The organism is Humidisolicoccus flavus (genome assembly GCF_045689595.1).
Classification (GTDB): domain Bacteria; phylum Actinomycetota; class Actinomycetes; order Actinomycetales; family Microbacteriaceae; genus Humidisolicoccus; species Humidisolicoccus flavus.
Map to the genome: position 1 here is coordinate 2366062 of NZ_CP142724.1, position 18489 is coordinate 2384550.

Below are 18489 nucleotides of genomic sequence, written 5' to 3' on the forward strand. Positions count from 1 at the left end.
CCCTTCTGTGTTCGTTCCTTGAACCGGGTGTCGACTATTCGGTCAACGGTCCAAGGGTGGGGTCGTCAGCGTATTCCTCTGCCGCGTTCTCCTGCGTCACGATTGCAGGTGGGAGCAGGAACGCCGGCACGACCTTGACGCCGTTGTCGTAGGACTCGGTGTCGTTGACGGAGATCTCTTCGCCCTTTTGTGCCTGCTGTGCCATCTCGATCGCCTGTGCGACGAGCGCGCGGGTGTCCTTGTTGATGGTGGAGTACTGCACTCCCGCAACGATCGACTTCACGCTCTCGACTTCAGAGTCCTGACCGGTGACGACCGGGACTTCCTTGCCTGCGTCCTGCACCGAGGTGATGATGGCGCGAGCGAGGTTGTCGTTCGGGGAGAGCACGCCATCGGGCACTTCGTCACCGCTGTAGGCGCTGGTGAGGAGCGAGTCCATACGGCTCTGCGCGTTCTCTGCTTCCCAGCCCTGCGTCGCAGTCTGCTTGATGTCGGTCTGGCCGGAGCCGACGATCACGTTGCCAGCGTCGATCTCTGGCTGGAGGACTTCCATTGCGCCGTCGAAGAAGACCTTCGAGTTCGCGTCATCTGGAGAGCCGGAGAAGAGCTCGATCGTGTACGGGCCTTCGCCCTTGCGCTCTGCCATGCCGTCGAGCAGCGCCTGACCCTGCAGGCGGCCGACTTCTTCGTTGTCGTAGGCCACGTAGTAGTCGACGGCGTCGGTGTTGAGGATGAGACGGTCATAGGCGATCACAATGATGCCTGCGTCGCGGGCGGCTTCGATCTGGGTGCCGAGCTGCGATCCGTCAGCAGCACCAACGATGATGACCTTCGCGCCCTTCGTGATCATGGACTGGATCTGGCTCTGCTGGTCGGCGACAGTGCCGCTCGCTGCCGCGTACTGCACGTCGGCCTGGAAACCGGCGTCTTCGAGTCCCTGCGTGAACAGGTCGCCAGCCAGGACCCAGTTTTCTGAAGTCTTCGCTGGCAGTGCGACGCCGATGAGCGAGTCGGCTGGGAAGCCCGACGTCGCTCCTTCGCTCGGGTCGGTTGCTTCACCTCCGTCTCGTGTTGAACAGCCGCTCAAAACGAGAGCGGTCGCCGCGGCGAGTGCCACGGTCGCGAGGGTTTTCTTTCGCATGATGTGTATCTTTCTGTCTGAATTCGAGGTGATGAGGGGGATGGATAGGTCGATTGCTCGTCGTTACGACGATTGCTTGAGGGTTTCGTCGACGGCGGTCGGCTGTGGGCGAATGCGAGCCATGAGGAGCCCGATGATGGAGAAACGGTTCTGCTTTTTGTTGTAGACGTCGATCGCGACGGCGAACAGCAGGACGAGGCCCTTGATGATCTGCACGATGTCAGCGCCAGCGCCGACCAGCTGCAGTCCGTTGTTCAGGAAGGCCATGACGAGTCCACCGACGATTGATCCGACAACGGTTCCGACACCTCCGGCGACCGCTGCGCCTCCGATGAAGACTGCGGCGATGGCGTCGAGCTCCCAGCCGTTTCCGTCTTGCCCACCCGAAGCGCCAGCGCGAGCGATGTAGATCATGCCGGCGAGTGAGGCGAGGACCGACATGTTCATGATGACGAAGAAGTTGATGCGGCGAGCCTTCACACCGGAGAGCTCAGCGGCGCGGGAGTTTCCGCCGACGGCATAGATGTGTCGACCGAGGATCGTGTTCCGTGAAAGGAACGAGTAGGCGAGCACGAGCACCACGAGGATGATGCCGGCGATCGGGAAGCTCGTGCCGACGCGACCGCCAGCGAACAGGAAGGTCGCGAACATCGTGACGCCGGCGAGGAGCACGAAGCGGATCACCGCGGTCCACAGCGGCGGCATTTCGGAGCCCATGCTGGAGAGGGTGCGGCGGGACTTCCATTCTCGCCAGCCGAGCGCGAGCACGACCAGCACGCCGAGGAGCAAGGTGAGGTTGTTGTACCCGGTATTCGGGCCGACCTCCGGAAGATAGCCCGCGCCGATGACGCGGAACTCCGCGGGGACGGGAACCGCGGTCGCGGCACCGATCCACTGGTTTCCGCCTCGGAAGAGCAGCATGCCCGCCAGGGTCACGATGAACGCAGGAACGCCGACGTAGGCGACCCAGAATCCTTGCCAAGCGCCGATGAGCATGCCGACGACGAGACCCAGCACGATCGCGAGATACCAGGGGACACTGAAATCGGCCATCGCCTTGGCGACCACGATCCCGGTGAATGCAGCGACGGAACCGACGGAGAGGTCGATATGTCCGGCGATGATGACCAGAATCATGCCGATTGCGAGAATCAGAATGTAGGAGTACTGGTTGACGACCGCAATGACGTTCCCCGAGGTGAGTGTGAGCCCACCCGAGAGGAACTGGAAGAGCAGAACGATTGCAACGAGACTCAGCAGGATTCCGAATTGACGGAGTCCGGATTGCGATCCTTGGCTGAAGATCTTTTTCACGTCAGAGATGCCGCTCACACTGACGCTCCTTTCATGCTGGTTGAGGTCATGCTCTTCATGAGGAGTTCGGGATCCGCGTGATCGGCGGCGAACTCGTTCGTGATCTGACCTTCGAAAATTGTGTAGATACGGTCGGAAAGTCCAAGCAGCTCCGGAAGTTCAGAGGAGATCAGGATGATTCCTTTGCCCTGTGCGGCGAGCTCTTGAATGATGTTGTAAATCTCGAATTTCGCGCCGACATCGATCCCTCGCGTCGGCTCATCGAGAATCAGGAGATCCGGGTCTGTGAACATCCACTTCGCGAGAACGACTTTCTGCTGGTTTCCGCCCGAGAGTTTCGCAACTCCCTCGTCGACGTTCGGTGTCTTGATTCGCAGGCTCTTTCGGAACGACTCCGCCAGATCGTGCTCTTGCGCGTTGTTCACGATCGGTCCGCGCGAGATCTTGCTGAGTTTGGCGGAAACGACCGAGCGTTTAATGTCGTCGAGCAGATTGAGGCCGAGCGATTTTCGGTCTTCGCTGACATACGCAAGTCCCGCGTCGATTGCTGCTTTCACGGAGCGCAGCTGAATGGCTTCGCCGTCTTTGTAGATTTCGCCGCGAATATAGCGGCCGTAGGAGCGACCGAAGATGCTCATGATGAGCTCGGTGCGGCCGGCGCCCATGAGGCCTGCGAATCCGACGATCTCTCCACGACGAACCACGAAGTCCTCGCTCTTGCACACGAGTCGCTCATTCGAGATCGGGTGGGCGACTGTCCAGTCACGGACCTCGAAGAAGACTTCGCCGATGTTCGACACCCGGTCGGGGAAGCGTGATTGCAAACTGCGACCGACCATGCCTCGAATGATGCGGTCCTCATTCACACCGTCGGCGCGAACATTGAGCGTCTCAATGGTTTGCCCATCGCGGATGATGGTGATCTCGTCGGCGATCTGCTCGATTTCGTTGAGTTTGTGCGAAATCATGATCGACGCGATGCCTCGACCTTTCAATCCCAGGATGAGATCGAGCAGGTGCTGCGAATCGTTTTCGTTGAGTGCGGCCGTCGGCTCATCGAGAATGAGGAGTTTGACGTTCTTATTGAGCGCTTTCGCGATCTCGACGAGTTGCTGCTTTCCGACCCCGATGTCCTTGATCAGCGTGTCGGGGTCTTCTCGGAGACCCACACGTGCGAGCAGTTCGACGGCGCGCTGTTTCGCGGCTTTCCAATCGATCACACCACCACGGGCAGGTTCGTTCCCGAGGAAGATGTTCTCGGTAATGCTGAGCTCTGGAATGAGCGCCAGTTCCTGGTGGATGATGACAATTCCGGAGGCTTCGCTCGAGCGGATGTCGCGGAACCGGACGACTTCGCCCTGGTACACGATCTCGCCCTCGTAGGTGCCGTACGGGTAGACACCCGAGAGGACTTTCATGAGGGTCGACTTTCCTGCGCCATTCTCGCCGCAGATCGCGTGGATCTCTCCGGCGTGCACTCGCAGTGAAACTCGGGAGAGTGCTTTTACCCCAGGGAACTCTTTCGTAATAGAGCGCATCTCAAGGATGACTGGGCCTGCGTTCATCGTTCTCGACTCTCGGCAAATCGTGTCGACATCGATGGGTCGTGAATACCGCAAGAACCCGCTTCGACATCGTTGTCGGAATCGCCCATTGAGGCGATGTTGGGCGGTGCAACCGAACCTGTTTGTGAACGGTCACATCGTCTGGCATCACGCTAGTCCTGGGGTATATCGATGTCAACACGAGAAAGGTAACGGAACGCAAACGGTGTCGAGACGTAGGCGGTGAGCTGAATGTCGCGTGCTCCGCATGCGCACGCGAGGTAGGTGACAAGGCCTTCGCTCGTTCCGTGTGATGACTGTTTCGTCCAGCTGTGAGTGTGCATGATCGTCACTCTGGCGTAATGGTTCGAGGGCATTCAACCATTACAGTCGAGTATGACCTTCCATCATGATCATCAAGTGGGACCGCGGCTCGCGGCGGCGCTCGTCAATGCCACGACCCCACGGGCGTACGAGTCGCTCCTTGTGCAGCACGGGGTGCGGAAACCGAGCTTGACCACAGGAGACGAGCAAGCGCTGGGCACATGGGTCGGAGTGCTCCGAACCGTGTTCACAGCGCCGGACCTCGATGCTCGTTGCGCGGCGAGCAATGAGCTCTTGGCACAAGCCGGGGGAGCGCTGTATCTCTCCACCCATGACGGCACACCTCCGCACCTGCACCTTGCGCCCGACGAGCACGACGTGGTTGCTCGAGTGCGATCAGTGACCGCAGGCGGAATCGCCTTCTTCGTGGCCTGGGGTGCGGGTCGACGAATGGGCGTGTGTGCGAGGCCGGGGTGCGAGCGCGTCTTCATCGATGTCTCGCGCGCGGGGCGGCAGCGGTATTGCACCGCTCGTTGCGGGAACACCGATGCGGTGTCGAGGCACCGCGGTCGAATTCACTGAAGCTCGCAAGGCCTTCGCGGTCGTACTGGGAGCGACACGTGTTTGCGGTCCGCGTCACCGCCAGTGCGGCGGGCAGGCTGCACTCGAGTCTCGAACCACGAGCGTCGGTTGCAGGAGTTCCTGCTCTGGGAGCACCCCTGACTCCAGGGCTTTCAAGGCGAATCGCATTGCTCGATGTCCGACATCGACGAAGTCCTGGCGAACGGTCGTGAGTGGTGGGAAGTAGTGCGCCGCTTCCGGGATGTCGTCGAATCCGACCACACTGATCTCGTTGGGAACCGAGACGCCGGCATCGCGAAAGGCGTGGAGGAGTCCGAGCGCGATCTGGTCATTCGCAGCGAAGACCGCAGAGAAGTCACGTCGACGCAGGAGTTCGCGCCCCGCATGAAACCCGAAATCGGCGGTGAGTTCACCGAGGATCGGCGGATGCACTGCGATGTCGTGTTCGCCGAGCTCATAGAGGTACCCCTGCATCCGCTCCTCGGCTTCGATCCAGTCCTGAGGACCAGCGACATGGATGATCGAGCGGTGACCGAGCTCGATGAGGTGCCGCGTTGCCATTCGCGCGCCTTCGAACTGGTCCACCGCGACGTTGTGGCCGCGGCCGTGGCGGGAGGAGTCGAGCGCGATGATCGGAATGTCGAGTTCGCTGCGTTCGATCTCATCGAAGATGCGAGCCTTCGGCGCGACGACGATGAGTGCTTCAACCGCCTGGTGCGTCAGCCGATCGAGTGCGTTCGCGATGGATCGAGAGGTTGGACCGGTTGTCACGAGCGAAAGTCGATAACCGTACTGGTCCGCGGTGATCTCCATGGCGTTCGTCATGGTGTGGGGCCCGTAGGCGGCCGACTGGTGCGTCGAGAGCACACCGATCGTGCGGGATTTGCTCGTGACGAGCGCGCGTGCAGCCTGGTTCGGCCGGAACCCGGTCTGGTCGATCGCCGCGAGGACGCGAGCTTTCGTGGCAGGACGAATCTGCGTGCTGCTGTTGAGCACGCGTGAAACTGTTTGGTAGGAGACGCCAGCCAGTGCAGCGACATCGCGGATGTTTGGCGCGCGATCCTTTTGTGCATCTGTAGACATGACGCTCCAAGAACCCGGGCTGGCGTGCGGCACGTCAGCGTGATCGGCCCATTCTTGCACGGGCAGCCATGCCTGAATCTGGTAGCACCAAGGATTGGCCCGGAAACATCACGAATTGGCAAACTGTTTGTTGGTACTACCAAAGTCGTGCATAATGAATTTCTGTCACCTGCCGGATCGAACCCGGCGCCCCACAGGGTGTGCAGCTCAGGTGATTTGGCTACACCTTCCATGACCAATGGATCCCGTAGTCGGCTTCGAGTCTCAAGGAGGAGAGATGAAGTTCGGACGCACAGTCGCAACTGCGGCAGTCCTTGGCATTGCACTCACAGGTTGTTCCGCATCGGGCGGAAACGGTGGGGGAGAAAACGCAGAGGGCGAAAGCTACTCATGGGATTTCACCATCACGGTCAGTGACACCTCGAGCTGGTACGCAGGCGCAGAGCGCTTCGCCGAGATCCTTGACGAAAAGTCAGACGGACGGATCCAGGTCAACATTTTCGCGAACGAGCAGCTCTCCGGCGGCGACCCAGCCGCAGGTGTCGAGCAGCTCATGAACGGAGACAAGGCGTTCTCCTACAACTCGACGATCATCTACTCGGGAATCGACCCACGATTCGGCGCGATCAACGCACCGTTCCTGTACGACTCCTACGAGACCGCAGACGAAGCGATCGAGAGCGGTGGCCTCGAGGCGTACCAGGACCTCGCAGCAGAGCACGGCGTGCAGCTCCTCGGCTTCGGTGAGTCAGGCTTCCGCCAGATCACGAACAACAAGGTCGAGATCACGACACCGGACGACGTGCGTGGACTCAAGCTCCGCGTTCCCGGTTCGAGTCTGTTCCTCGGCATCTACGAAGAGCTCGGCGCCGACCCGTTGACGATGAACTTCAGCGAAGTCTTCACCTCGCTGCAGACCGGAACGATCGACGGCCAGGAAAACCCGTACGACGTGATCTACTCCAACGGCCTTGCAGAAGTGCAGGACTACCTGACGGTGTGGAACTACGTGTACGACCCTCTGATGCTCGGCATGAACAAGGACCTCTTCGACAGCCTCAGCCCTGAAGACCAGGCGCTCGTCGAAGAAGCCGCCGCAGAGGCGAACGAGTTCCAGCGCGAAATGAACCGTGAACGTGGCGAAGAACAGCTCGCTGAAATGTCCGAGACCATGACCGTCACCGAACTCACACCAGAACAGGTGCAGGAATTCCGCGACGTCATCGCTCCGGTCTACGACGAATTCACCTCGATCTGGACGCAAGAGCTTCTCGACGCGGTCACCCCAGAGTAAGCATTTATGTTCGACAAAATTCTCACGAGTGTGGAGAACGCGATCATCACGATCGCGTTCTCCGCAATCACCCTGCTGACGTTCGTCAACGTCGTCAGCCGGTACGTCTTCCGCGGCTCGCTCTCCTTTACGGTCGAGATCGTGATCAGCCTTGCGGTGCTCCTGACGATGGTCGGCGCATCAGCTGCCGTCCGTCTCGGATCGCACCCGGGCTTCGAGGTATTGCGCACCTACGCAAAGGGTCACCTGCGCACGATCGTGATCGTGCTTATCACCCTGGCAACCCTCGCCTTCTACTTCGTGTTCATGTGGCTCGGCCTTGACATGGTTCAAAAGCAGGCCGCCTCTGGGCGTTCAACCGCTGCACTCGGTATTCCGCAGTGGTTCCTTTCTCTTGCTCTCCCACTCGGAGCTCTCATGGGCGCAGTTCGCGCCGTGCAGGTGTGCATTCTGCAGATCATGAAGAAGCCCGAAGCGGTTGAGCAGCCAGCTGGATTGGAGGCCTGATCATGGTTGAGATTGTTCTCTTTTCCGTCTTCCTGGTCCTGCTGTTCCTTGGTGTTCCCGTCGCGTTCTCGATGGGCCTCTCGGCATTCGCAGCAATTCTGGTCGGCAATGGCGTCAACGCGCTCTTCCCGACCTCGGGCATCATGTATGCCTCCCTGTCATCTGAAACGCTCCTGGCGATTCCCTTCTTCATCCTCGCGGGTGTGATTATGGAAATGACCGGCATCTCCGGCAGGCTCATCGAGCTCGCCGATAAGTGCGTCGGTCACCGCAAGAGCGGTATCGCGCTCACGACGATCCTCGCCGCGCTGCTGTTCTCCTCGATCTCCGGTTCTGGACCCGCAACGGTTGCAGCCCTCGGTGCGATCCTGATTCCAGCGCTCGCAAAGCACGGATACTCGAAGCGCCACTCGGCATCGCTCGTCGCGAGTGCCGGCGAGATGGGCATCGTCCTGCCACCGAGCATCGCGTTCATCGTCTTCGCGGTTGTCGCGAGCGACTACGAGCGGGTTTCGATCGGTCGCCTCTTCATGGCCGGTGTGGTTCCCGGTGTTCTCCTTGCAATCGCCTTCTACCTCGTCGCCCGGTACTTGCCGCGCGAGGGCGAGAAGATGAAGCAGAACGCGGCTCGTCACACCGACAAAGCGCTCGGGCGCGTCGGTGGCAAATTGCTCACCGGTCGCTCGAAGAACGACACCACGCCAGCTGAGCCAGTGGTCGAGGAGCCGAGCGCTCCAGCCGGCGCTGGGTCGGGCAAGGTCAGCAAGCAGCCGTATGCAAGCGGTGGCGTGCCGACGGTGACGGCGGTCAACGACGCGATCATGACGCTCGAGGACATCACTCCCGAAGATGTATCGATCGGTAACCGCAAGACGCGGGCACCGTGGCCGGAAATCGGCAGGGCGTTCCTGCGAGCGATCCCAGGGCTTCTCGTGCCGGTCATCATTCTCGGTGGCATCTACGGCGGAATCTTCACGCCGACCGAGTCTGCTGCCGTTGCCGCGGTCTACGCCTTGATCGTCGGACTCTTCGTCACTCGTGAGTTGAAGTTCAGGGACATCTTCAAGGTGTTCACGACCGCTGGAATCCAGTCGTCTCGCATCATGATCATCATCGCGGCCGCATCGTTGTTCGCGTACGTGATCACCCGGTACCGAATTGCCTCGGTGGCCGCGGATGCGATTCTCTCGCTCACGGACAACGTGGTGCTGATCATCCTGTTGATCAACCTCATTCTGTTGATCGCGGGTATGTTCCTCGATGCGATCTCGGCGTTCTACCTGTTCGTGCCGATCTTCGTGCCGGTGCTGCTCGAGCTCGACGTGTCCATCACGACCATCGGTGTCATGATGACGGTCAACCTGGCGCTCGGCCTTGTGACACCGCCGGTCGGACTCGACCTCTTCGTCGCCGCTGGAATCGCGAAGATTCCGTTCGGTGAAGCGGTCAAGGGCATCTGGCCGTTCCTCGGAGCCGGCATCGTCGTCCTCATGCTCATCACGTTCGTACCGTGGCTCAGTAATGGGCTGCCAGATCTCTTAGGACTGTGACGATGAGCGACCCAAGAATTGACCTTGATGGTCGTGTCGCGCTTGTGACCGGTGCTGCGCGGGGGATCGGGCGAGAAATCGCCCGCACCCTCGCCCGGCGCGGCGCGCAGGTGGTCATCGTCGATGTGATCGACGGTGCAGAAGCAGTCGAAGACATCACGGCGTCCGTTCCGGGCGCACATGTCGAGTCAGCGATCGTTGATGTCCGCAGCCGCGAAGAAGTTCGCGCATGCGTGGATTCGGTCGTCGAGAAGCTCGGCTCGCTCGACATCGTCGTGAACAACGCCGGAACCTGTGGCCGTATCGATCTCGAGCACATGGATGACGAGACCTGGGAGCGGGACATCGCGACCAACCTCCGCGGAACGTTCCTCTTCACCCAGGCAGCGATCTATCCGCACATGAAAGCTCGTGGATGGGGTCGCGTGATCAACGTGAGCTCGATCTCGGGGATCATGGGCGGGCCTCCTGCGCAAGGCGAAGGTGCCGGTCGTTCCGGCCCCGCGTATGCAGCCTCGAAGGGTGGCGTCATCGCCTTCACGAAGTGGGTTGCAAAAGAGGTCGGTTCGCTCGGAATCACGGTCAACACCGTGGCCCCGGGACCGATCGCGACCCCGATGACCGCAGGTATGGACTACAACTTCGATGGTCAGGCAATCAAGCGCATGGGGGATCCGGAGGACATCGCTGACGCGGTCGCCTTCCTCGCCTCCAACGGCGCGGGCTACGTCACCGGCGACACCCTGAAGGTGTGCGGCGGCGCTGCAATCGGCTAACGAGCGGTTGTCGAAACCCTCGTAACTCACAATTGAATACGCAGGATCCTGTTCCTGCTCTTGGTATTACCAGCCCTCTGTCTCCGCGTCGGCCACAAGCCGGCGCGGAGCATCAGCCACAAGCGAAAGAAGGGAAATCATGCAAACACTGACGCACCCCGGATTGGCAACGGAGCCGAGAATCCGCAGCGTTTCGGTGCACTCCCAAGGCATGCTCCGCAGGCTTACCCCAGGCACGCTCCTGCCCGAGGAACTCACCGCGCTCGCGCGTGAACTCGGCGAAGGAAACGGCTACTTCGAAATTCACGGCGGCACATTCGAACCCGTGAGCTATTGCACCCCCGGACCCGCGACGAGCGAACGAGCGATGAGCTTTTCGAGCGAACGCGGCGACGAACTCGTCCACCTCATCTACGGATCAGGAACGATCGGATTCCGTGACGGTGCACCCTACGTGCACTCGCACTGCCTCTGGATCGACCCGAGCGGCAAACTCCGCGGTGGGCACCTCTGGCCAGAGACACGCGTCGGAACGGACGCCCCGACCGTCGCGCTCTACGGCGTCACCGGCGCGACCTGGATCAGCGCCGACGACGAAGAAACCAACATGCCTGTATTTACCGCCTACAAGGAAGAAGGCGACATGAGCACCAACGCATCCATCGAGACGACCATCGCTCGAGTCCTACCGGGCGAGGACATCTCGCTCACGATCGAGCGGGTCGCCAAAGAAGCCGGTTATGAGCGCGCGGTCGTTCGCGGCGGACTCGGCAGCCTCGTCGGCGGGCAACTCCTCGACCCGCGCACCGGTCAGGTCAAGAGCGTCGACGGCCCCGGAACCGAAGTCGTTGCACTCATCGGTCACGTCGAGACCACCGAAGAGGGGCACCGGACGCGCCTCAGCTGCACGATGGTCGATCTGCACGGCGAACTGCACGCCGGCGAACTCGTTCGAGGCGAAAACGCGGTCGCCGTGACCTTCGAACTCATTCTTCAGAATCTCTCAGAAACAACCCACTAAGGAGCACACAATGGACGTACAGGTAAGCCAGGAATTCCTCGGCGAAGAGACCGAAGCAGACCTCGTCGAATGGACCGTCGAAGCCGGAGCAACCGTTGCTGAGGGCGACGTCATCGCGCAGCTCGAGACCTCGAAGCTCGTGAGCGAATTCAAGGCACCCGCAGCCGGTGTCATCACTTTTTCTGTAGAAGCTGGCGACGTCATCGAAGTTGACGACGTCATCGCAACCATCGAGTAGGTACTGATGTCGGACTACACACACGAAGGCGTCGGACGCGACGGGCTCCGCCAGATGGCGAAGATCCGCGAGTTCGAGCGTCGCATGCCGCTGCTTTCTGAAGAAGGCCTCATCCGCGGCTCCACCCACCCATCGGTCGGAATGGAAGCGGTCGCCGTCGGCGTCTCGCTCGCACTCCGCGCCGATGACGCAATCGCGAGTAACCACCGTGGCCACGCCCACACGCTCGCTAAGGGAGCAGACTTCGGTCGCACCATGGCGGAGATCCTTGGTCGCAGCGATGGATACTGCGGCGGCAAGGGCGGCTCCATGCACATCGGTGTCAAAGAAGTCGGTGTCCTCGGCACCAACGGAATCGTCGGTGCCGGAATCGGCATCGCAACCGGTGCAGCGCTCGCCTCGAAGATCAAGGGCGACGACTCTGTCGCCGTTGCGTACTTCGGCGACGGAGGATCGAACCAGGGAGTGCTTGCAGAAGCATTCAACCTCGCAGCGATCTGGAACCTGCCCGTGATCTTCGTGCTGGAGAACAACCACTATGCGCAGAGCGCTTCAGTGGAACAGATGGTTGCGCAGCCGGACTTCAGCCAGCGCGGAGTCGCCTACGGAGTTCGTAGCGTCAACGTCAACGGCATGAACCTGCAGGAAGTGTACGAAGCAACGGCAGAAGCGGTCGCGATCGCGCGCAGCGGCGGTGGCCCGAGCTTCATCGTTGCAGACACCTACCGTTACCTCGGCCACATGGCAGGCGACACCGAGATCTACCGCGACGCTGACGAAGTGCAGCAGTGGAAGGACAAGGACCCGATCGCCGCACTCGCCGCAGAGCTGCTCGAAGCCGGTGTGCTCACTGAAGACGAGTGGGTCGCCGAGCAGGAACAGCTCGTCGAAGAGGTTGAAGCGGCAGAGCAGTTCGCTCGCGACTCAGCATTCCCCGACATCGAGGAAGCATTCACCGACGTCTACGAAGACGATTACCAGACCAAGACGGGAGCACAGGCATGAGCGCGACTCCGAAGAACCTCAGCACCTGGCGCGCGCTGAATGCGGCACTGCACGACATCCTTGCCGACACTCCAGAAGCATTCGTGCTCGGTGAAGACATCACGACGTGGGGAACCGGTGGAGGAATCTACGGTGTGACCCGCAAGCTCGTCGACACCTATGGCAAGAACCGTGTGCTGGACACCCCGATCAGCGAAGAGGTCCTCATCTCCGCGGTCGGTGCGGCTGCAGCGCGCGGAACGCGTCCGATCCTCGAGATCATGTACTCCGACTTCAGCTTCCTCGGCTTCGATGGCATCATCAACCAGGCGGCGAAGTCTCGCTACATGTTCGGTGGTCAGTTCGAGGCACCGATGGTCATTCGCACCAACGGCGGCTCCGGTATCGGCAAGGCTGCACAGCACTCGCAGTCGCTCGAGACCTTGTTCGCGCACATTCCTGGGCTCGAAGTTGCGGTTCCTGCAACGCCGGGAGACGCCTACGGTCTGCTTCGTCACGCGGTCACGACGAACAACCCGACCATCTTCCTCGAGCACAAGAACATGTACTACGACAAGGGCATGGTCGACTTCCAGCCGATCCCGTTCGGTCAGGCGCGTGTTGCTCGCGAGGGAACCGACGTCACGATCGTTGCGACGCAGCAGATCTTCTCCCGCTCGCTCGTTGCAGCGGAACAGCTCGCTGCAGAGGGAATCAGTGTTGAGGTCATCGACCCGCGCACACTGTTCCCCTTCGACATGGAAACCGTGTACACCTCGGTGCGCAAGACCCGTCACCTCGTGGTCGGTCACGAAGCGGTTCGCGACTACGGATGGGGCGGCGAGTTCGTTGCCAACGTCGTCGAGAACGCGTGGGATGCGCTCGATGCTGCACCCGTGCGCATCGGTGCAGCGCGCACGCCGATCCCGTACTCGGAGCAGCTGGAAGCGGCTGTCATCCCCTCGGTCGACGACATCGTCGCCGCGGTCCGTCGAGTTCGGGCGTAAGAAATCCCAAGAAGTCCCCGGCCGCGCTGCAGCCGGGGACTTCTTCATTCACACAACACAAGGAGGAGCCCATGCGGCTCGCAAACAAGGTCGCCATCGTCTTCGGTGGGGGATCGATCAATGGAGATCTGAACAACGGCCTCGCGACCAGCATCGTGTATGCGAAAGCTGGCGCAAGCGTGGTCATCGTCGATCGCGAACCGAACGCCGTCGAAGCCGGCGTCGAACGAGTCCAGCGTGAGTGCGCAGAGATCGGACTGACTGCCGAAGTACGCGGAGTCGTCGCTGACGTCACCAACGAAGCATCGGTCGCGGACGCGGTCGCGCAGACGATCGAGCGATTCGGTCGGATCGATGTGCTGCACAACAATGTCGGCATCGCAAAGATGGGCGGCCCAATCGAGATGTCGCTGGACGACTGGAACACCGTGGTTGCAGTGAATCTCACGAGCGCGTTCTTGACCTGCAAATACGTGCTGCCGCACATGATCGAAGCTGGTCGCGGCTCGATCGTGAACATCGCCTCGGTCGGCGGGATGCGGTACATCGGCTACAACTATCCGAGCTACTCGGCGACGAAGGGTGCGCTCGTCCAGTTCACGACGAACATCGCGCTGCAGTACGCGTCGAAGGGTATTCGCGCAAACTGCGTCGCACCCGGCTACATCGCATCGCCGATGATGTACAAGCAGATTTCCGGGGCGTACGAGTCGGTCGAGGCAATGGTCGCGGCACGGAACGCCTTGTCGCCGACCGGGCAGATGGGGGAGTCCTACGACGTCGCGAACGCTTCGCTCTTCCTAGCTTCAGACGAATCGAAATACGTGAACGCGGTGTGCCTGCCGGTCGATGGCGGGCTGATCCAGCAGTCCTCGTTCCCGGTTCCGGAATAGCCGAGGGGCTGATCGGAACGCCCGAACGCAGAGAACACCCGAACATACAGAACGCCCGGACTCGAGTCCGGGCGTTCTGTATATTCGGGCGTTCCAAGACTTCAGGGATTGTGCCTCACTTGGGCACGTCGTCTTTGTGCGCGGCACTCGGGATCCAGGCTGGACCGGAGCCGCCAGCCTCGCGCTCCTTTTCGATGAGGTGGCGCAGCCAGTCGAAGTGGTCGTCCACGGCACGCCCAGCGCTCTCAGGGTCGCTGTTTCGTACGGCGTCGAGCACTGCCGTGTGGACAACCCGAAGGCGGTCACGCTCTTCTGCGAGCGTGACGAAGCGGAGGGTTCCGCGGAGCACCGAGTGCAGCATCTGTGAAAAGAACAGCAGGCCGGCCGCGCTGGAGGCAGCGAAGAGGTGACGGTGAAAGGCGTTGTCTGCTTCGAACAGCTCGCGGCCGTCATCGCTCGCATTCATCCGATCGACGGATTCGGCCATGCCGCGGACGGCTGCGTCATTCCTGCTGCCGCACGCGAGGACCGCAGCATGCCGCTCGAGCGCATGGCGGACCTCCGCAAGCGACTCGATGTCCATCTGGTGCGACATGAGGCTCAAAACGAGGCCATCGCTGACCCGCTCGGGGCTGATGCCCGTATAGAACGTGCCCTCGCGTTCGCGTCGCTGAATCATTCCGAGGGACTCGAGGCGACTGATGCGGTCTCGAAGTGCGGTCCGGCTGATCTCGAGGCGTTCAGAGAGCTCGCGTTCGGAAGGGATCTGCTCGCCGGGCTCTTTCTCGAGAAGGAGATGTACGAGGTCAGCGAGTGCCCTGTCCTTGAGCATCGTGCTCAAGAACTGGTGCTGGCTCGCGTCGGCCGCTCCTGGTTCGAGCTCGGTCGCCTCGTGCGTGTTCGACATTTCACCACTTTCCGGACTGGACGGTTGGTCCGACCAACGCATCATTGCCCTTCAGCGTATTCCGTTCTCGCCATCTGCGCTGTGCTTTGCGCTCGTGTTGTGAGTGAGTGGGAGCGAAGGCGCGCCTCGCTCACGATCTCGGGCGGGCAGTCCGGGTCGTTCGCGGCACCGACATAGCCGAGCGTGAGCGTTCGAAGGAGCGTCGCCAGTTGTTGCTGTTCCTGCTTGCTTAAGGAAGAAAGCACCACGCGCTCGGCCTCCAGCAGCGTGGAGAACGCGACATCAACGCGTTCGAGACCGTGCTCGGTCAGAGTGATCTGGACCGCGCGACGGTCGACGTTGTCGTCGGCTCGCTCAACCAGTCCTCGTGCGACCAGTCCCGAAATTCGATTCGTCATGGTGCCGCTTGTCACGAGCGTCGACTTGATCAGTGCCTTCGGGGTCATCCGGTAGGGCTCTCCTGCGCGTCGAAGCGCGGCGAGCACGTCGAACTCCCAAGATTCAATGCCAGCGGAACGGAACGCCGCGGCGCGCGTGCGATCGAGATGCCGCGCCAGGCGCGTAATGCGGCTGAGCACAGCGAGCGGCTCGATATCGAGATCCGGACGTTCCCGGTGCCACGCATGTGTGATGCGATCGACTTCATCCTGCGGTGACATACCCGTTAGTCTCCCATGTGTCACACGGTGCCGCTGGATCGGCACTAGACTCTTTCCTTGCGTGCAGACGCATTCCGCCATGGTGTAACGGCAGCACAGCGGCCTTTGGAGCCGCTTGTCCAGGTTCGAATCCTGGTGGCGGAGCAGTCGATTCTCCACGAGTCGCGGTTCTGAGCGGTGCTCGGCAGGTACTCTTGGTTCGAACCGCCGAAGGAGCTGCAGATGCCCGAATCCCTTGCCGTAGTCGTGCTTGCCGCAGGGCAAGGTACCCGGATGCGATCGGCAATTCCGAAGCCTCTGCACCCCCTGGCTGGCAAGACGCTGATCGGCCACGTCCTCACGACCGCGGCAGCCTTGACTCCAGAGCATGTCGTCACTGTGGTCCGGCACGAACGAGAGCGAGTGGCGGAAGCCGTCTCCGAGCTGTATCCGGGCGGACTCATCGTCGATCAAGACGAAATTCCGGGAACGGGCCGTGCGGTCGAGCAGGCGCTCCACGCACTCCCGAACGAATACGCAGGGCACGTGCTCGTGCTGAGCGCGGACGTCCCGCTGATCGACGCGGAAACCATCGCGGAGATCGTGCAGGCGCATGAGCGCTCCGCCGCATCACTCACGGTGCTCTCAACCTCGCTCGAGAACCCGAGCGGCTTCGGGCGAATCGTTCGCTCCGAGTCCGGCGACTTCGCTCGAATCGTCGAACACAAAGACGCGACCGCCGCGGAACAGGGCATCCACGAGGTCAACGCGGGCGTCTACATCTTCCACGCTGCTGCGCTTCGCGATGCGCTCGCGGGAATCGGTACGGACAACGCGAGCCAAGAGAAGTACCTCACCGATGCAGCGCAGTCCATTGCCGCTGCGGGGGGAGTGATCCAGGCGATCGCGGTTCGCGATCACTGGCTGGTGGCGGGAATCAACGACCGCGTGCAGCTCGCTGACGCCGCGCGTGAACTCAACCGCAGAATCATCCACAAGTGGCAGCTCGCCGGTGTCACGATCCTCGACCCGGCGTCGACCTGGATCGATGCCGACGTCTCGCTCGACGAAGACGTCACGGTTCTCCCGGGCAGCCAACTGCTCGGATCTTCAATCGTGCAGCGCGGCGCGACGATCGGTCCGGACACCACGATTCGAGACACCGAGGTCGGCCAGGACGCGACCGTGAAGCGCTCCGATGTCACGCTCGCGGTCATCGGAGAGGGCGCCACCGTCGGTCCGTTCTCCTACCTGCGGCCGAACACCCAGCTCGGGCGCGACGGCAAGATCGGCGCATTCGTCGAGACGAAGAACGTCGCGATCGGAGCGGGCAGCAAGGTGCCGCATCTCAGTTACGTCGGCGACGCCGAACTCGGCGAGGGCGTGAATTTCGGCGCCGGGACGATCACCGCGAACTACGACGACGTCAACAAGCACCGCACGGTCGTGGGCGACCACGTCCACACGAGCAGTCATACGGTTCTCGTTGCTCCCGTTAGACTCGGTGCAGGAGCAAAAACCGGTGCGGGAGCGGTCGTTCGCAAGGACGTCGAACCCGGAGCGCTTGCCCTCACCGTCGCCCCGCAGCGCAATATGCAGGGCTGGGTCGAAGAACATCGACCAGGGACTGAGGCCGCACGTGCAGCGGCTGCAGCGAATTCTCAACAGAGTGACCAGGCCTAGAGCCTGAGGAAGAGAGCAATCGTGTCAGGCCTCGTCGCAAAGAACAAAAAGCGGCTCGTACTTCTCTCGGGACGGGCTCACCCTGAGCTCGCAGCAGAAGTCGCGCGTGAGATGGGCACGGAGCTCACCGAATCCGACACCCGCACCTTTGCAAACGGTGAGATCTACTCTCGCTTCCTCGACAGCGTCCGCGGCTCCGACGCCTTCGTCATTCAGGCGCACCCGTTCCCGATCAACGAGTGGGTCATGGAGCAGCTCATCATGGTCGATGCGCTCAAGCGTGCCTCGGCGAAGCGCATTACGGTCGTTGCACCGTTCTACCCGTACTCGCGTCAGGACAAGAAGGGCCGCGGTCGTGAACCGATCTCCGCTCGACTGATCTCCGACCTCTTCAAGACCGCTGGGGCGGACCGCATCATGTCGGTCGACCTGCACGCGGCGCAGATCCAGGGCTTCTTCGATGGCCCGGTCGATCACCTGTTCGCAATGCCCGTCCTGCTCGATCGCTTCAAGGAGACGCTCGATCCAGAGACGCTCACGGTCGTGTCCCCCGACATGGGGCGTGTCCGCGTCGCCGACATCTGGAGCGACCGTCTTGGCGCTCCGCTCGCGATCATTCACAAGCGTCGCGACCCGCTCGTGCCCAACCAGGTCTCGGTGCACGAGATCGTCGGCAACGTTGAGGGCCGTGTCTGCCTGATCGTCGACGACATGATCGACACCGGCCGCACGATCGTCAAGGCTGCTGAAGCATTGAAGAAGGCTGGCGCGATCGGCGTCGTCGTCGCCGCGACCCACGCGATCTTCTCGCCGCCGGCACCGGAGATCTTGCAGTCCGAGGCAATCGACAAGGTCGTCGTCACGAATACGCTGCCGCTCACGCCCGAGCAGCACTTCGAGAAGCTCGAAGTGCTCTCCATCGCGCCGCTGCTCGCTCGCGCGATCACGGAGGTCTTCGAAGACGGTTCGGTGACCAGCATGTTCGACGGCGCCGCCTGATCCC

General features: G+C 61.5%; 19 protein-coding genes and 1 tRNA gene. 13 read left to right on the forward strand and 7 right to left on the reverse strand.

Annotated features, from left to right (window positions below; all coding sequences use genetic code 11):
- Nucleotides 1–34: 34 nt before the first annotated feature.
- The 4 genes from U2H20_RS11330 to U2H20_RS11345 all read right to left on the reverse strand — a co-directional run bounded on the left by U2H20_RS11330 (nucleotide 35) and on the right by U2H20_RS11345 (nucleotide 4343).
- On the reverse strand, nucleotides 35–1141 hold the full coding sequence (locus U2H20_RS11330; RefSeq protein ID WP_430592385.1) for a substrate-binding domain-containing protein: 1107 nt from the start codon (nucleotides 1139–1141) through the stop codon (nucleotides 35–37).
- A 63-nt stretch (nucleotides 1142–1204) separates the two neighbouring features.
- On the reverse strand, nucleotides 1205–2464 hold the full coding sequence (mmsB, locus tag U2H20_RS11335; RefSeq protein ID WP_430593639.1) for a multiple monosaccharide ABC transporter permease: 1260 nt from the start codon (nucleotides 2462–2464) through the stop codon (nucleotides 1205–1207).
- 5 nt (nucleotides 2465–2469) lie between these two features.
- Entirely contained in the window at nucleotides 2470–4020 is a 1551-nt protein-coding gene (gene mmsA / locus U2H20_RS11340; protein ID WP_430592386.1) for a multiple monosaccharide ABC transporter ATP-binding protein, read from the reverse strand.
- 152 nt (nucleotides 4021–4172) lie between these two features.
- The gene (locus tag U2H20_RS11345; RefSeq protein ID WP_430592387.1) at nucleotides 4173–4343 is read right to left on the reverse strand and encodes a hypothetical protein; all 171 of its coding nucleotides are present in this window, start codon (nucleotides 4341–4343) and stop codon (nucleotides 4173–4175) included.
- Nucleotides 4344–4395: 52 nt separating this feature from the next.
- On the opposite strand from U2H20_RS11345, the gene U2H20_RS11350 reads away from it, so the two are divergent.
- Nucleotides 4396–4905, forward strand: a complete 510-nt coding sequence (locus tag U2H20_RS11350) for a CGNR zinc finger domain-containing protein (protein WP_430592388.1) — start codon at nucleotides 4396–4398, stop codon at nucleotides 4903–4905.
- A gap of 54 nt (nucleotides 4906–4959) precedes the next feature.
- Here U2H20_RS11350 and U2H20_RS11355 read toward each other — a convergent pair whose 3' ends face one another.
- Nucleotides 4960–5988, reverse strand: a complete 1029-nt coding sequence (locus U2H20_RS11355; protein ID WP_430592389.1) for a LacI family DNA-binding transcriptional regulator — start codon at nucleotides 5986–5988, stop codon at nucleotides 4960–4962.
- A gap of 277 nt (nucleotides 5989–6265) precedes the next feature.
- Here U2H20_RS11355 and U2H20_RS11360 point away from each other — a divergent pair, with 277 nt between their 5' ends.
- The 9 genes from U2H20_RS11360 (at nucleotide 6266) to U2H20_RS11400 (ending at nucleotide 14258) form a co-directional block, all read left to right on the forward strand.
- The gene (locus U2H20_RS11360; protein ID WP_430592390.1) at nucleotides 6266–7282 is read left to right on the forward strand and encodes a DctP family TRAP transporter solute-binding subunit; all 1017 of its coding nucleotides are present in this window, start codon (nucleotides 6266–6268) and stop codon (nucleotides 7280–7282) included.
- A gap of 6 nt (nucleotides 7283–7288) precedes the next feature.
- The gene (locus tag U2H20_RS11365; RefSeq protein ID WP_430592391.1) at nucleotides 7289–7789 is read left to right on the forward strand and encodes a TRAP transporter small permease; all 501 of its coding nucleotides are present in this window, start codon (nucleotides 7289–7291) and stop codon (nucleotides 7787–7789) included.
- 2 nt (nucleotides 7790–7791) lie between these two features.
- Nucleotides 7792–9339: a TRAP transporter large permease gene (locus tag U2H20_RS11370; protein WP_430592392.1), complete on the forward strand. Its 1548-nt coding sequence runs from the start codon at nucleotides 7792–7794 to the stop codon at nucleotides 9337–9339.
- Nucleotides 9340–9341: 2 nt separating this feature from the next.
- On the forward strand, nucleotides 9342–10115 hold the full coding sequence (locus tag U2H20_RS11375) for an SDR family NAD(P)-dependent oxidoreductase (protein ID WP_430592393.1): 774 nt from the start codon (nucleotides 9342–9344) through the stop codon (nucleotides 10113–10115).
- 139 nt (nucleotides 10116–10254) lie between these two features.
- Entirely contained in the window at nucleotides 10255–11136 is an 882-nt protein-coding gene (locus U2H20_RS11380; RefSeq protein WP_430592394.1) for a PCC domain-containing protein, read from the forward strand.
- Nucleotides 11137–11146: 10 nt separating this feature from the next.
- The gene (locus U2H20_RS11385) at nucleotides 11147–11374 is read left to right on the forward strand and encodes a lipoyl domain-containing protein (protein WP_430592395.1); all 228 of its coding nucleotides are present in this window, start codon (nucleotides 11147–11149) and stop codon (nucleotides 11372–11374) included.
- Nucleotides 11375–11380: 6 nt separating this feature from the next.
- A complete protein-coding gene (locus U2H20_RS11390; RefSeq protein WP_430592396.1) occupies nucleotides 11381–12379 on the forward strand; it encodes a thiamine pyrophosphate-dependent dehydrogenase E1 component subunit alpha in 999 nt (332 codons plus the stop codon).
- Nucleotides 12376–13365 carry an alpha-ketoacid dehydrogenase subunit beta gene (locus U2H20_RS11395; RefSeq protein ID WP_430592397.1) on the forward strand — a complete coding sequence of 330 codons (990 nt, stop codon included), beginning with the start codon at nucleotides 12376–12378 and terminating at the stop codon, nucleotides 13363–13365. Before U2H20_RS11390 ends, U2H20_RS11395 begins: the two co-directional genes overlap by 4 nt.
- A gap of 71 nt (nucleotides 13366–13436) precedes the next feature.
- The gene (locus tag U2H20_RS11400) at nucleotides 13437–14258 is read left to right on the forward strand and encodes an SDR family NAD(P)-dependent oxidoreductase (protein WP_430592398.1); all 822 of its coding nucleotides are present in this window, start codon (nucleotides 13437–13439) and stop codon (nucleotides 14256–14258) included.
- A gap of 115 nt (nucleotides 14259–14373) precedes the next feature.
- Here U2H20_RS11400 and U2H20_RS11405 read toward each other — a convergent pair whose 3' ends face one another.
- Nucleotides 14374–15165, reverse strand: coding sequence for a FadR/GntR family transcriptional regulator (locus U2H20_RS11405; RefSeq protein WP_430592399.1), 792 nt, complete (start codon nucleotides 15163–15165; stop codon nucleotides 14374–14376).
- Nucleotides 15166–15206: 41 nt separating this feature from the next.
- Entirely contained in the window at nucleotides 15207–15824 is a 618-nt protein-coding gene (locus tag U2H20_RS11410; protein ID WP_430592400.1) for a MarR family winged helix-turn-helix transcriptional regulator, read from the reverse strand.
- A 73-nt stretch (nucleotides 15825–15897) separates the two neighbouring features.
- Between U2H20_RS11410 and U2H20_RS11415 the strand changes: the two genes are divergently transcribed.
- The 3 genes from U2H20_RS11415 to U2H20_RS11425 all read left to right on the forward strand — a co-directional run bounded on the left by U2H20_RS11415 (nucleotide 15898) and on the right by U2H20_RS11425 (nucleotide 18485).
- A tRNA-Gln gene (locus U2H20_RS11415) sits at nucleotides 15898–15968 on the forward strand.
- 78 nt (nucleotides 15969–16046) lie between these two features.
- Nucleotides 16047–17486: a bifunctional UDP-N-acetylglucosamine diphosphorylase/glucosamine-1-phosphate N-acetyltransferase GlmU gene (gene glmU, locus U2H20_RS11420; protein ID WP_430592401.1), complete on the forward strand. Its 1440-nt coding sequence runs from the start codon at nucleotides 16047–16049 to the stop codon at nucleotides 17484–17486.
- A 21-nt stretch (nucleotides 17487–17507) separates the two neighbouring features.
- Nucleotides 17508–18485 carry a ribose-phosphate diphosphokinase gene (locus U2H20_RS11425; protein WP_430592402.1) on the forward strand — a complete coding sequence of 326 codons (978 nt, stop codon included), beginning with the start codon at nucleotides 17508–17510 and terminating at the stop codon, nucleotides 18483–18485.
- Nucleotides 18486–18489 lie beyond the last annotated feature (4 nt).

Bases quoted from the DNA above. Each gene is read 5' to 3' on its own strand.
- glmU (WP_430592401.1), top strand. From the start codon at position 16,047: ATGCCCGAATCCCTTGCCGTAGTCGTGCTTGCCGCAGGGCAAGGTACC.
- U2H20_RS11400 (WP_430592398.1), top strand. From the start codon at position 13,437: ATGCGGCTCGCAAACAAGGTCGCCATCGTCTTCGGTGGGGGATCGATC.
- U2H20_RS11385 (WP_430592395.1), top strand. From the start codon at position 11,147: ATGGACGTACAGGTAAGCCAGGAATTCCTCGGCGAAGAGACCGAAGCA.
- U2H20_RS11330 (WP_430592385.1), bottom strand. From the start codon at position 1,141: ATGCGAAAGAAAACCCTCGCGACCGTGGCACTCGCCGCGGCGACCGCT.
- U2H20_RS11360 (WP_430592390.1), top strand. From the start codon at position 6,266: ATGAAGTTCGGACGCACAGTCGCAACTGCGGCAGTCCTTGGCATTGCA.
- U2H20_RS11410 (WP_430592400.1), bottom strand. From the start codon at position 15,824: ATGTCACCGCAGGATGAAGTCGATCGCATCACACATGCGTGGCACCGG.
- mmsA (WP_430592386.1), bottom strand. From the start codon at position 4,020: ATGAACGCAGGCCCAGTCATCCTTGAGATGCGCTCTATTACGAAAGAG.
- U2H20_RS11370 (WP_430592392.1), top strand. From the start codon at position 7,792: ATGGTTGAGATTGTTCTCTTTTCCGTCTTCCTGGTCCTGCTGTTCCTT.
- U2H20_RS11390 (WP_430592396.1), top strand. From the start codon at position 11,381: ATGTCGGACTACACACACGAAGGCGTCGGACGCGACGGGCTCCGCCAG.
- U2H20_RS11355 (WP_430592389.1), bottom strand. From the start codon at position 5,988: ATGTCTACAGATGCACAAAAGGATCGCGCGCCAAACATCCGCGATGTC.
- U2H20_RS11405 (WP_430592399.1), bottom strand. From the start codon at position 15,165: ATGTCGAACACGCACGAGGCGACCGAGCTCGAACCAGGAGCGGCCGAC.
- U2H20_RS11365 (WP_430592391.1), top strand. From the start codon at position 7,289: ATGTTCGACAAAATTCTCACGAGTGTGGAGAACGCGATCATCACGATC.
- U2H20_RS11345 (WP_430592387.1), bottom strand. From the start codon at position 4,343: ATGCACACTCACAGCTGGACGAAACAGTCATCACACGGAACGAGCGAA.
- U2H20_RS11395 (WP_430592397.1), top strand. From the start codon at position 12,376: ATGAGCGCGACTCCGAAGAACCTCAGCACCTGGCGCGCGCTGAATGCG.
- U2H20_RS11350 (WP_430592388.1), top strand. From the start codon at position 4,396: ATGACCTTCCATCATGATCATCAAGTGGGACCGCGGCTCGCGGCGGCG.
- U2H20_RS11380 (WP_430592394.1), top strand. From the start codon at position 10,255: ATGCAAACACTGACGCACCCCGGATTGGCAACGGAGCCGAGAATCCGC.
- U2H20_RS11375 (WP_430592393.1), top strand. From the start codon at position 9,342: ATGAGCGACCCAAGAATTGACCTTGATGGTCGTGTCGCGCTTGTGACC.